At 28.4% G+C, this 13,874-nt stretch carries 12 protein-coding genes; all 12 read left to right on the forward strand.

Features of this window, described 5'->3' with window-relative positions:
- Nucleotides 1-49 precede the first annotated feature (49 nt).
- Nucleotides 50-1,501, forward strand: a complete 1,452-nt coding sequence (locus tag SBIUS_RS00420; protein ID WP_162684551.1) for a hypothetical protein — start codon at nt 50-52, stop codon at nt 1,499-1,501.
- Nucleotides 1,494-3,041, forward strand: coding sequence for an ABC transporter ATP-binding protein (locus SBIUS_RS00425; RefSeq protein ID WP_162684552.1), 1,548 nt, complete (start codon nt 1,494-1,496; stop codon nt 3,039-3,041). The genes SBIUS_RS00420 and SBIUS_RS00425 overlap by 8 nt, the downstream gene beginning before the upstream one ends.
- Nucleotides 3,034-4,743 carry a hypothetical protein gene (locus tag SBIUS_RS00430; protein WP_162684553.1) on the forward strand — a complete coding sequence of 570 codons (1,710 nt, stop codon included), beginning with the start codon at nt 3,034-3,036 and terminating at the stop codon, nt 4,741-4,743. The genes SBIUS_RS00425 and SBIUS_RS00430 overlap by 8 nt, the downstream gene beginning before the upstream one ends.
- Complete coding sequence (locus SBIUS_RS00435; RefSeq protein ID WP_162684554.1) at nt 4,727-5,668, forward strand: ABC transporter permease; 942 nt, start codon at nt 4,727-4,729, stop codon at nt 5,666-5,668. Before SBIUS_RS00430 ends, SBIUS_RS00435 begins: the two co-directional genes overlap by 17 nt.
- Before the next feature lie 93 nt (nt 5,669-5,761).
- Nucleotides 5,762-6,472, forward strand: coding sequence for a purine-nucleoside phosphorylase (gene deoD / locus SBIUS_RS00440; protein WP_370456488.1), 711 nt, complete (start codon nt 5,762-5,764; stop codon nt 6,470-6,472).
- Between the two features lie 128 nt (nt 6,473-6,600).
- On the forward strand, nt 6,601-7,551 hold the full coding sequence (gene tsaD, locus SBIUS_RS00445) for a tRNA (adenosine(37)-N6)-threonylcarbamoyltransferase complex transferase subunit TsaD (protein WP_162684556.1): 951 nt from the start codon (nt 6,601-6,603) through the stop codon (nt 7,549-7,551).
- 14 nt (nt 7,552-7,565) lie between these two features.
- Nucleotides 7,566-8,345: a MurR/RpiR family transcriptional regulator gene (locus SBIUS_RS00450; protein ID WP_162684557.1), complete on the forward strand. Its 780-nt coding sequence runs from the start codon at nt 7,566-7,568 to the stop codon at nt 8,343-8,345.
- Between the two features lie 23 nt (nt 8,346-8,368).
- Complete coding sequence (locus tag SBIUS_RS00455) at nt 8,369-9,478, forward strand: alpha/beta hydrolase (RefSeq protein ID WP_162684558.1); 1,110 nt, start codon at nt 8,369-8,371, stop codon at nt 9,476-9,478.
- Between the two features lie 67 nt (nt 9,479-9,545).
- Nucleotides 9,546-10,907, forward strand: a complete 1,362-nt coding sequence (asnS, locus tag SBIUS_RS00460; RefSeq protein WP_162684559.1) for an asparagine--tRNA ligase — start codon at nt 9,546-9,548, stop codon at nt 10,905-10,907.
- Nucleotides 10,908-11,006: 99 nt separating this feature from the next.
- Entirely contained in the window at nt 11,007-11,975 is a 969-nt protein-coding gene (locus SBIUS_RS00465; RefSeq protein WP_162684560.1) for a glycosyltransferase family 2 protein, read from the forward strand.
- Between the two features lie 15 nt (nt 11,976-11,990).
- On the forward strand, nt 11,991-12,674 hold the full coding sequence (locus tag SBIUS_RS00470; RefSeq protein WP_162684561.1) for an RDD family protein: 684 nt from the start codon (nt 11,991-11,993) through the stop codon (nt 12,672-12,674).
- Nucleotides 12,667-13,848 (forward strand): serine hydrolase, encoded by a 1,182-nt coding sequence (locus tag SBIUS_RS00475; protein ID WP_162684562.1) that lies wholly within the window; start codon nt 12,667-12,669, stop codon nt 13,846-13,848. The genes SBIUS_RS00470 and SBIUS_RS00475 overlap by 8 nt, the downstream gene beginning before the upstream one ends.
- The last annotated feature ends 26 nt before the right edge of the window (nt 13,849-13,874 follow it).

The following is a 13,874-nucleotide window of genomic DNA, read 5'->3' on the forward strand; positions in this document are numbered from 1 at the left end:
TATAATAGCGACGATATAATTTACACAAATTAATATAGGAGAAAAAAAAGTGAAAAAATTACTTTCAGGATTGATGGCTGGAGCAGTTGTTTTATCTTCTGCTTCAAGCCTTGTTTCGTGTACAAACATAAAAGCAATTTCAGAAATTTATTTAGTAACTGATGCTGGTAAAATCTCTGATAAATCTTTTAATGAGTCTACTTATAAGGCGGGAACTGAGTTCCTTCAACAAGTTGTTGGACAAATTCCTGGTTACGAAGAATATCAAAGTAAAAAAATAGCAAGAATTGAACCTGAAAACTCAAGTACAAAAGTATTGAAAAATCAATATATGAATGCTAAGAATAATGGGGCAAAAACAATACTTTTACCTGGTTTTCACCACTCTATGCCTGGTGAAGGAGAAAATTTAGCTCCAATAGTAATGGGTGAACAAGGTTCAACAATCATGTTGGATGGAGCGAGCTCTGCTAAAAATGAAATCGGATTTAGCTTTAGGGGTGATATTTCCGGGTTTTACGCAGGAATGGGAGCAATAATTTGACAGTTACAACAAGGTGATAAATACGACAAAATTTCTTTAGGATCTTTTGGTGGTATTTCAAACCCTGCTGCTGTTGATAACTTTATAGTGGGTTACTTAGCTGCTATAGAAGTTTTTAATGAATTTAAAGCAGATGATTCAAATTGAATCGTTTTAAAAGATAAATTCGGGTTTGATGATTCGGTAAGAAAGAAAACTGTTGAAATGACTCAAAAACAATATCCAACATCAAATAGTGATCCATCTTGATTTTCAAATTCATTTGCACAAGGTGACGGACAAGTAGTTGCTGGAACACTTATACAAAATGGTTCAACAGTTATAATGCCTGTTGCGGGACCTCAAACTTTAGATGCTGTTGGACTTTCAAAACAAATTGAAGGTGGAAATAAAGTTAAAATAGTTGGTGTAGATACAAACCAAGCTGAAGCTTTTCCACAAAATGAAGGAATGTTTATAACAAGTGCTGAAAAAGATTTAAGAGGAGCTGTTATTGCGGGATTAGCACATACACAGTATTGAATTGATAGAGTGACTGGTGAAGGAGAAAATAGTCTTGGATCTAAGACTGAAGAACTTTTAGGTACTGATTTCCAAGTTACAATCAAAGATAAAGATGGAAAATTTGTTGGAGTAGATGTTGGTGGAAATAAAGCTTGAGACCGAGACCTTACTTTAGATCAAAATCAAGTTAAAGAAGAAGATGGTCAAGGAAATACACTTTGAGTTGCCGGAAATATGTCTTCTGGCGGAAGAAATCAACTAGAAAAAACTTATGCAGACAATATTAAGGAAATATTTAATGTAGATGTTCTAACAAAAGCTTCAATAGATTTATTTGATAAAATTGATAGTATTCAAAAAGGTCAAACAATGATCAATGATTCATTTGTAAGTGAATATGCAAAAATTATTTTAAAAGAAATCAAACAAGGAGGTAACTCAAACAATGGCTAAATATGCAATTGAAATGGAAGATATCTCAATGATTTTCAATCAAAAAATAATAGCAAATCAAGACATAAATTTCAAAGTTGAAAAAGGTGAGATTCACTGTTTAGTTGGTGAAAATGGAGCTGGTAAATCAACACTTATGTCTATTCTTTTTGGAATTTATCAACCAACAAAAGGAACAATTAAAGTAAATGGGAGAGAAGAAATAATAACTTCTCCAATCAAAGCAACTAAGCTTGGTATTGGAATGGTTCATCAACATTTTAAGTTGATTGATATATTACCAATATGAAAAAATATTTGTTTAGGTTCAGAAGAAGTTCTTGGTTGAGAATTCATGAACAAAAAAGCAGTTGTAGAAAAAACAACTGAATTAATGAAAAAATATAATCTAGAAGTTGATCTAGATGCAAAAGTACAAAACATATCAGTTGGTATGAAACAAAGAGTTGAGATATTAAAAATCTTATATAAAGATGTAGATATCTTAGTGTTTGATGAACCAACAGCTGTTCTAACTCCTCAAGAAATTGATGGATTACTTGATGTTATGTTAGAATTCAAAAAAATAGGAAAAACAATTATTTTCATTACTCACAAATTTGCTGAAATAGAAAAAGTTGCAGATAAAGCAACTGTAATCAGAAAAGGTAAGTATGTAGGGACTTTCGATGTTAAAAAATCAGGTATGGAAGAAATTTCAAAAGCAATGGTTGGAAGAACATTAGTGGAAGTTAAAAATACATCAACTTCAAAACCTGGAGATGTTGTAATTAAATTTGAAGATATAAATGTTAAAAAACACAATAATAACAAAGTTATGGGATTAAAAGACTTCAATCTAGAAATTAGAGAAGGAGAAATAATTGCTATAGCAGGAGTTGAAGGTAATGGACAAAACGAAATTGCTGAAGTACTTAGTGGTTTAGTAAAACCGGCAAGTGGAAAAATCTATCACAGAGGTGAAGAAATTTCAAAAACATCAATTTCAAAAAGATACCTTGAGCATAAAATGAGTTTTATTCCAGAAGACAGACATAAGCATGGTCTTGTTTTGGATGAAAACATCATTAATAATACTCCGCTCCAAGATATTTCAACTAGCAAATATAGTAAAGCGTGGTTTGTTAATTTTGCAAAAGTACAAAATCAAAGTCAACGAATCATCAAAGACTATGATGTAAGAAATGCAGATGCAGGATTCACAGTAACAAGAAATTTATCTGGAGGTAACCAACAAAAAGTTATCATCGGTAGAGAACTTACAAGAGAAAATGATTTCATTATCATTTTCCAACCAACTAGAGGTTTAGATTTAGGATCAATTGAATTTATTCATCAACAAATTCTAAAAGCGAAAGAAGAAAGAAAAGCTATATTGCTAATTTCTTATGAACTTTCAGAAGTTATGCAACTTGCAGACAAAGTTGTAGTTGTTAACTCTGGTCAAATAGTTGGACAAGTAGATAAAAAAGAAGCTACAAGAGAAAAAATTGGTCAACTAATGACTTCAAACTTAGAAGGAGGATCAGCAAATGTTTAAAATTAAGTTATGAACTTTAAAAGTTAAAACAGAAGCATTTGTTAATTCGACAACTTTTAAAGAAAAGCTGGGATTTGTAAAATCATCAGCCATATCAATAACACTTGGACTTCTTGTTGGAATTTTATTCATTTTCTGTAATGGAGAAAATGGATTTGGTTTCTTATGAACTGCTCTTTCAAGAGCATTAACTACAAATATTTCAAGAACACTAGTTTACTTTGGGGTATACACACTAATTGGTTTAGGATTAGCGTTGGGATTCCAATTGAAAATATTTAATATGGGAGGTTCTGGACAAATATTGTCAGGACTTCTAATGTCATTTGTCATTATGAACTCAATAGGAAACGAAACAAAAAATGCACCATTAATATTCTTTGTATTTATTATTTCGGGAATGTTAATTTCTGTAGCTTGTGGTGCTATGAAAGTTTATTTAAATGTTCATGAAGTTGCTTCATCAATATTGTTGAATTGAACTTTCTGATATTTACTAAAATGATATATGACAGTTACAGGAACACCAACAGCATCACCTGTGTTAAATGAACATATGGCAATGATGGGTAATTCCTTGTGATCACTTTGTGTCTTGTTAGCATTGTTAGCAGTTATTGTAACTTATATAATTGCCACATTCACAACAACAGGATACAAAATTAGAATTGTTGGTAAATCATCAACAGCTGCTACTTATGCTGGGATCAAAAGTCAATACTACATTCTTATAGTTATGGCTTTACAAGGTTTATTTATAAGTATGGCAGGTTATTTCTATTATTTCTTAATTCAAGGAAGTATAACTTTCAATAAAGATTTAGTTCCTCAATTAGGGTTTGACGGTATTCCAATTGCATTGGTTGCATTTAACAATATTCTAGGGGTTGTACCTGTTGCATTATTCTGAGCATTAGTAAAAGAAGGTGCTTCAGTTGCAATTACAACACCTCAATACAATAGTTTACAACCAGAAATAGCAGACTTGATATTTGGTATTATCATTTATTGTTCAACTCTATATGTGCTTTTCGTTAAGTTCCACTTAATAGAAAAAATTAAACAAATGATATACTTGGAAAAAGATGTTCTTAAAAAAAATAAAATTAAAGAATATAAAATGGAAATTAAAACACAAAAAGCTTTATTAAAAGATGTTGCAAGCCTAAATGAACTAAGTTCAATTAAAGAAGAAATTCTAGCAACACCAAAAGAAGATAAACAAAAAATAAAAGATTTATCTGATCAATATCGTGAAGTTAAGATTTTCCATGAAAGAAAATATCAAAAAGTTATTGCAGACTTAAAACAAAATATAGTCGATACAATAAACAATGGTTATAAAGAATTTGAACAAAAAACTATTAAAGGTTTATCAATAAACTTTAGTAACCACAAAGCTGGAAAAGTGTTTTCAGCATTAGATCAAGTAATTGAAAAAATCAGTGATTATGACAAAGAAAATAAAGCTGTTGTAAAACAAGAATGTGAAATTTTAATTACAGAAGCTGAAATTCAAGTTAAAGAATTGAAAGCTCAATACTTAGAATCTAAAAAAGAAGCAAAAGAATTCCTAAAAGAATTAAATGCAAATTACAAAATTAATTTAAAAAACAGTGACGAAGAACAAAAGATAAATATTAAAAAAGAATATTTTGAGAAAATAATGGAGGTAAAAGATAAATATGACAGACTTCATTAGTGCTTTATTCAGTGACACATCAACATTCTTTGCAATATTTATGTTGGCAGCTGTTGCTGGTATGTTCTCTGAAAGATCAGGGGTTGTAAACCTTGGAATTGAAGGTTACATGACAATGGGTGCTTTAGGATATAGTATCTTTGGTTATGCATTACATCAAAGTGGTGCAAACCCAAGTCAATGACTACAATTAATTGGTTTATTCGTTGGAGCTGGAGTTGGAGCACTTGTTTCATTACTACATGCTTTCACAGCAATTAAACTTAAAGGTGACCAGATAATATCTGGTACAGCTATCAATATTCTTGCACAAGGAATAGCGTTAGTTTTAGCAACATCAACTTTAACTGGACCTGAAAACTATATTAACTCAGGATTTATAACACTTGGAGTTGGATCAGGAACAAGTAAAATACTTACAGTATACTTAGTGATTGCAATTATAATTTCACTTGTAATGGGTTTCTACTTTACTTTTACTAAAACTGGTACAAGACATATTTCTGCAGGAGAAAATCCTCATGCACTTGATGCAGCAGGTATATCTGTAAATAAATATAGACTTGTTTGTGTAATACTTTCTGGAGCTATTGCAGGGCTTTCTGGAGCAATATTTGTAGTATCAAGATTGCTAGGAAGTTTTGCAGGATCAACACAAGGTTATGGATATATTTCATTGGCAATTATGATTTTAGGGCAATGAAGAATAAGCATGATTACATTATTCTCATTTGTATTCTCATTCATGTTTGCTTTAGGTACAAGATTACCTGTTATTGAAAATGCTGGTGAGTGAATGAAAGCTAATGGATCACTATTTAGAGTTTTACCATTCGTTATGTCACTTATCGTTATGATGATTTTTGCAAAAAAATCAAAACCTCCAAAAGCAAGTGGTCTTCCATTTGACAAGGCACAAAGATAAAAATATTAATAAAAGTTAAAAGAAGTTTCTATGGAAACTTTTTTTAATTTGGTTAAAATAAAGTTGTATTTAAAGGAGAAATGAATTTTGAAAATACCTACACCACATATTAATGCAAAAAAAGAAGATATTGCAAAAATCGTATTAATGCCAGGAGATCCATTAAGAGCTAAAAAAATAGCAGAAACATATCTAGAAGATTACAAGTTAGTAAATGAAGTTAGAAATATGTTTATGTATACAGGTACTTACAAAGGAATAAAAGTAACTGTTGCTGGAAGTGGAATGGGATGTCCAAGTATTGGAATCTATTCATATGAATTATTCAAATTTTATGATGTTGATTACATAATAAGAGTTGGTAGTGCTGGATCATATAATGAAAACATAAATGTTTACGATGTTTTCAATGTTAAAGAGGCGTTTGGAGAAAGTAACTATGCAAAAATAGCTGCCAACATTGATTCAAATATAATAGAGTCTGGAAAAGATCTTTTTGAAAAAATTGAAGAAGTTGCTAGAAAAAATAATATTGAAACACACACAGGAAGATGTCATTCATCTGATGTATTTTATAGATATGAAGACTCAATGACTTTTGCTAAAGAGAATAATTTAGATGTTGTTGAAATGGAATCATATGCACTTTTTGCTAATGCAATTGTTACAGGAAAGCAAGCCGCTTGCTTATTAACAATCTCAGATAGTTTCATCACAAATCAAATTACTACTGCTGAAGAAAGACAAAACAATTTCATGAAAATGATAGAGTTGGCTTTAGAAACTTCACTAGAATTAAAATAATAAAAATAAAAAACAGCCTTTAGTAAAAAAAGGATGTTTTTTTATTTTGGAAAAAAATTCTATTAAACTATTCTACTATTATTCAATTTATAGTAAAATAACAATGATTTTGTAAATGAGGTATTCTAATGAAAATTTTAGCCATTGAATCAAGTTGTGATGAGTTCAGCATTTCAATAATGCAAGATGGTAATGTTTTATCAAATGTTATTTCAAGCCAAATAAAAGAGCATTCAGAATTTGGTGGAGTTGTTCCGGAACTAGCATCTAGATTACATGTTGATAATTTCCACTGAGTTCTAACCAAATCACTTTATGACAGCAAAGTAAGTTTAGAAGAAATAGATTATATTTCTTATACCTCAAATCCAGGACTTATTGGAAGTTTAATTATAGGAAAATTAGTGGCACAAACACTAGCTATGTTTTTAAATAAACCGCTAATGGAAATGAACCATATTCAAGGTCATATTTATGGTGCGAATATTGAAGAAAAATTTGAATACCCAGTACTTGCACTTGTTGTTAGTGGTGGACACACTCAAATTCAATGATTAGAAAAACCTTTAGACTTTAAAATAATAGGATCAACGCAAGATGATGCGGTTGGTGAATGTTATGACAAAGTAGCTAGAGTTTTGGGATTAAAATATCCAGGTGGTCCTAAAATTGATGAATTATCAAAAAAAGGAGATTCTTCTAAATATAAATTACCTATAAGTAAAAATGACAACACTTATGATTTTTCGTTTTCAGGATTAAAAACAGCAAGTTTAAATCTAATTAACAAATTAAATCAAAATAAAGAAACTTTAAATATTGAAGATTTTTGTGCAAGTTTTCAAAAAACAGCAATTGAAACTTTAATGTTGAAGTTTGAAAAAGCAGTTAACGAATATAAACCAAAAACAATTACTGTAGTTGGTGGAGTTAGTGCAAACTCAAGTGTAAGAGAAAACATATTTAAAATTGGGGAAAAATACAAAATAAACAAAATCATTGTTCCAAATATGGAATATTGTACAGATAATGCAGCTATGATAGCTGAATTAACTAATGAATACTTGAAACTAAAGTAAAAGGAGCTTATAAGATGAGATCGTTCTTAAGTAAATTAACAACAATAGATGATAAAGACTTAACAATAAAAGAGAAAAAAATTGTTGAATATATAAAAACACATCTAAAAGAAATTGTAGATACAAATATGAAAATAGAAAGAATGGCACAAGAAGCAGGAACTGGTTATAGTGCTATTTATGGTTTATTAAAAAAACTAAACATTAAAGGTTTTAGAGATTTTGCAATTTCACTTGCAAATGATGCTGAAAACCAAGAAATTAATGTCGCTAAAAATGATGAAAATGTTGTTTCAGGATATATAAATATCATTAAGCAAAACTATGCATTAATAGATAAAAAATCAATTTTTGAAACTTTAAATATTATTAAATCTTCAAAAAAAGTATTCTTCTGTTACTGAGAAAATTTACTTTCAGGACCAGCTCAAGAACTATCAAACTTCTTTTATAAAAATGGTTACAATGTTTATTTATTGGATAGTGATCAAGAAACTATAAGAGATAGAATAAAAACTTCAAACGAAGATGATGTTTTTGTTTTCTTTACAAGATATGGTAATTCAACCAGACTTGATAATGCAATTAAAGAACTTGGAGAAATGAAAAGAAAAGTAGTTTATATTTCAGGTAAAGTTGCATCATATGATATAAATAAATATCTATCTTCAATACACACACTAATTGTGGATAATCCTGACACAAGCATTTTTAAAGGACATATTTCGCATTCAGTACCTTTTAATTATTTTAATGACCTATTAATTTATCATTTTTTAAATTCAGAACATTAATCATTAGAAAAGAGTATTAAAGTATGAAAAAAATAAGAAGAATCAGAAAAAATACATTAATAAATAGAGTAAAAAAAGGTTTTAGAACAATCTATAGTGGTTTGGAAAAACCTTTTTCAGAACCATCTTTATTGGTTTCTTCAAAAGTAAAAAAATTTAATAAAACAAAACAAGATAAAAAATGACTAAAGGCTTTATTAACCACAAATAAAGTAGTTACAAAATTTTATAAAAGACCTGAACTAGCGGTTCAAGATATTCAAAATATTGAAGCAGTTAACTTTAAAGCTAGAGACGGAATAAGGTTATTCGGACTTGTTTATGAGCCAAACAAAGATTCTAATAAATGAGTTATTGCTTCTCATTGATTTGCAGGTCACAAAAATTGATCACTACACCATGCTAAGCCATTTGCTAAAATGGGATATAACATATTTGTTTATGATTTTAGAGGTCATGGTCAATCCGAGGACGATTCAACAACAATGGGTGGTAAAGAACAGTTTGATTTAATGGGGGCCGTAGACTGACTAAGAGAAAATAAAAAAGTGGACAGTTTGGCCTTCATGGGAACAAGTATGGGTGGTTTTGTTTCAAATTATTGTGCAATGAAATATAAAGATGAACTTAAAAAATTAAACCTCAAATTTGTAGTTTCTGATGTAACTTATGGAAGTGTATTTAGTTTATTCTTACATGTAAGAAATATTTACTTAGGTTTCCTTCCTAAGAGAAGAACTAAAAAATCTATAAATAGAGTTATTGAAAAACAAAATAGAAAAGAGGGAAATATTAATTTACATGAAATTAGTATATTCCACTTATTAAGAGAAAACGGAAATAAAGATTTATTCCCGACTTTATTTTTACATTCAACAGATGACAAGGTTACAAGTCCTGCTGATACATATGAACTTATAATTAAAAGAGACTTTGAAAAAGATGATTACTTAGTTTTTAACTTCTCAATGCATACACAAGCTATGAGATATCATTTCAAAACTTTTAATTATAAAATAGCAGAGTTTATAAATAAATATGAACCCGATCAAGAGAAATTTGATAACCTTGTAAAAGAATGACAGTTATTGAAATTTGATAAGAAAGATCAAATATCTTTATTACTAAAATAATTTAAATATGAGAGCTAATTAACTCTCATATTTTTGTATAATATTATTGCAAAAAGGAAGTACTAAAATGAAAGACATTAAAACAATACACTTAAAATTTAAAGAATTAAGTGAAGTAAATTTAATTGCAAGAGTTAGAAATAACAGACAAGGTAAAGTTGTCAGTTTTCTAGTTTTAAATGATGGAACAACAATAAATGATGTACAAGTTGTTTATAAAGAAGATACAAAAGGATATGAACAAGCAGTTCAAGCAAGGGTTAGTTCAATTGTTGAAGTTAAAGGTGAAATAGTTTTAACGCCTGGAAAACAACAAGAGTTTGAAATCAAAGCAACAGAAATATCTTTATTAGATCAAGCTGTTGAAGATTATCCATTACAAAAAAAAGAACACTCACCAGAGTTTTTGAGAGAAATCTCACACTTAAGAGCAAGAACAAAAACATTCCAATCTGTTTTTAGAATAAGATCACTTGCAGCATTTGCTATACACAAGTTTTTCCAAGAACAAAACTTTGTATATGTAAATACACCAATAATTACTGAAAATGATGCTGAAGGAGCAGGAGAGGCTTTTGTTGTTACTACAAGAGAAGATGCAAAATACGATGAAGATTTTTTTGGTAAAAAAGCCAATTTAACTGTTTCTGGACAATTAAATGCGGAAGCTTATGCTCAAGCATTCAAAAATGTCTATACATTTGGACCGACTTTCAGAGCAGAAAATTCAAATACATCAAAACATGCAGCTGAATTTTGAATGATAGAACCTGAGATGGCTTTTTGTGATTTAAAAGATAACTTAGAAATTATAGAAAACTTAGTAAGATACACAATCAATTATATTTTTGAAAATGCAAAAGATGAATTAGAATTTTGTAATGCAAACCTAGAAGAAGGTTTAATTGAAAAACTAAACATTGTTAGAAATTCAAAATTCGTTGTAAATGAATATAAAGAAGTTATTGAAATTCTTAAAAAAGCAGTTGCTGATGGACATGTTTTTGAAGAATCAAATATAGAATTCGGTCTTGATTTAGGAACTGAACATGAAAGATATATTTGTGAAGTTGTTAATAAATGTCCTACATTTGTTACAAACTATCCAAAAGAAATCAAAGCATTCTATATGAAACAAAATGATGACAACAAAACTGTTGCTGCAGCCGATCTTCTTGTTCCTGGAATAGGAGAATTGGTTGGTGGAAGTCAAAGAGAAGATGACTTTGATAAAATTGTATCTAGATGTAAAGAAATGGGAATTGATCCAGAAGAGTTGAGTTGATACAATGATTTAAGAAATTATGGATACTACAAATCAGCTGGTTTTGGTCTTGGTTTTGAAAGATTGATAATGTATATAACAGGATCATCAAATATTAGAGATGTTATATCTTTCCCAAGAACTCCAAGAAACTTATTATTTTAAAAGCAACATCGTTGCTTTTTTATTATGGATTTTTAGAAAAATCTATTTTGTAGTTATAAATTAGTGTAAAATTAATATGTTAAATAAGGGGGATATTCCATGCTAGTTTCATTTGTTATTACATGACAAGAAATAGAACAAAACGTTAATGCTACATTACAAAGTGTTCTTAACCAAACAGATGATGATTATGAAATCATCTTGATCTCAGATAAAATGATTCAAGAAAATGAAGAGTTTGATATTTTAAGAAATTACTTCTGAGACATTAAAAAAATAAAAACTGTTGTAAACAGTTCAATTCAAGGAGCAGCTGTTTGTTGAAACACTGCAATTGACCTAGCTGATGGTGACTATATTAAATTTATCTCTCAAGGTGATACAATAAGTCCTGACTTTGTAAAAAATATAAGAGCAGAACTTAAAAAATATGATGGTGAAGAAATTGATTTAATTGAATACAATGTTCAGTTACACGGTTTATCAGATGATATTATTGACACTTACCTAGAAAAAGGTAAAGTATATAACTTAAATAGAGAGTACTCTCCATATGCACATGTTAGTGCTACATTAGCAAACAAATTATTTAGAACTAAATTATTAAAAGAGTTTGGATTTAAATTTAGAAGATTTGTAAGATTTGATATGTTATTTACATACAAAGTTTTAGGACAAACTGATTCATATGTATTTTTAAATACAAAAGAACCACTTGAAACAATGCATCTTGGACAAGTTCAATATTCAGTTTTCGACCTAGTAAACCAATGAACTCACATCTTAAACTACTACAGAAGAATTGGTAAGTTTAGAGATCTTAAAGATTATTTAAACTATGCTTACTATAAAACACTAGTTCACATTTGATTATGAAATATTAGAAAATACGATAATAAATTATTAATCAAAAAAGCTGCAACTTTTGCAAATAGAAAATTTGAAGATAAAAGAGAAGACTTTATGAAAAATAATAAAGCCTTTAAAGAAACAAAAGATGTTAGATTTATTGAGATAGTTGATAATTTTGCAACATACATAAAAGAAATATTAAAACTTGCAAGATAAAAAGGGTGATTTTAAATGACACACCACAACACTAAAGAAAACATTATAGAAAAATCTTCTCATAATTTGGTTAAACCACATTTGGGAAGAATTTTTTTTGCTAGACTTTTTGATATTATAATTTGTTCAATACCAACTTTAGTTTTATCTATGTTAAATCCAATTCATAATTGGGAAACTTTATTAATAAATATTCCGGTAAGTCAGCTTATTTTATTTGCATATTTTATTTTGATTCCTTACTTTTTAAAAGGCAACACTTTAGGAAAATTAATTTTCAATTTAAGGTTGAAAAAAGATGATGATACAAAAATAAAAATGAAAGAAATTTTTTTAAGAGAGTTTTATTTTTTATACATTCCCTTAATTTTTCAAATAACAATACAAATTATTATGGGTATAGTAATTTTTACAAATAGCCAGACAGAAGATTTAAATTTTACTTTGAAAATAATAAATAATATTGGATATGTTTTTTTGGCTATGTGATTTATTTATATACCTTTAACAATTTATTTACAAAAAGAAAATATATCAGCTGTTGATTTAAAATTAAAAACAAGAGTCTATTATTTAGAAAAAATATTGATTATTGAAAAAAAAGAAAAAGAAAAAGTACATGTTCATCTAAAAGATGATAAGCCTGGAAAAATTAACTTGGCAGAAATAGAAAAACTAATTGGAGAAAAAGATGAATAATTTTGAAAACACAATAAACAAAATAAAAGAGATTGTAGATAAAAAATTCTTTATGGGTGCAACTTTAAAAATAAATAAAGACAAGCAGAATATTTTTTCTTACAATTATGGAATCAATGATGTGGAAATAAAAAGTGAAATGAATGAGGATTTAATTTTTAGAGCATATTCAATGACAAAAGTTATAACAACTGTGGCTTTTTTGATTTTAGTAGACAAGAAAAAAGTTTCTCTTAAAGATCCGCTTTATAAATTTTTTCCTGAATTTAAAAATATGAAAGTAATAAGCAAAGAAGATAACACAAAAGTTGTTGATTGTGAAAAAGAAATATTAATGGAACATTTGCTTACAATGACATCTGGTTTCACATATTTCGGAAATAGATCTTTAACACAAAAACTTGTAACAGAATTACTTCAAAAATTTAAAATAAAAAACAATAATACATTTATGAACTATGAAGATTTTATGAAAGAACTTTCTAATATACCATTGGAGTTTGAACCAGGCACAAGTTGAAGATATGGTTTATCATTGGATGTTATTGCAGCTGTTATAGAAAAAATATCTAACCAAAGTTTTAGGGATTTTGTAAATGAAAATATATTTGTTCCTTTAGAAATGAACGACAGTGATTTTTATTTAAAAGATAAAAGTAGAGAAGCAAAAGTCTATGAATGAACTTTGGTTGATGATAAAAATCATTTAAAAAAAGTAGAAGACTTTGATTTTTTAATTCAAGAAATAAACAAGGTACCCAATATGCCAATGGGTGGCGCAGGATTATTCACTACAGTTAAAGACTACTCTAATTTTTTAGATTTTCTTTTAGATGGAAAAGATAGAAAAGGAAATCAATTACTAAGTAAAGAAGTTTTATTAGAAATGACAAAAGATCAAATCAAAGAACTTAGAAAAAATTTTATTTGAACAACAAACAAAGACTACAGTTATGGCTATGGTGTGAGAGTTAGAGTGGAGAACACTTTATATCCATTAACAGAAGTTGGAGAGTTTGGATGAGATGGACTTTTAGGATCTACTGGGCTTGTGGACCCAAAAAACAAAATCACAATGTGTTTAATGCTGAGTTCAAAACCAGGTCACAATAAACTTATTGAATCAGAATTTTTTGATGCATTATATAAAGATTTAAATATTTTAAAAAAATAAATAAATAATTGATATTATAGAAAGGT

Origin of the sequence: Spiroplasma sp. BIUS-1 (assembly GCF_010365805.1) — a bacterium.
GTDB lineage: Bacteria > Bacillota_I > Bacilli_A > Mycoplasmatales > Mycoplasmataceae > Spiroplasma_A.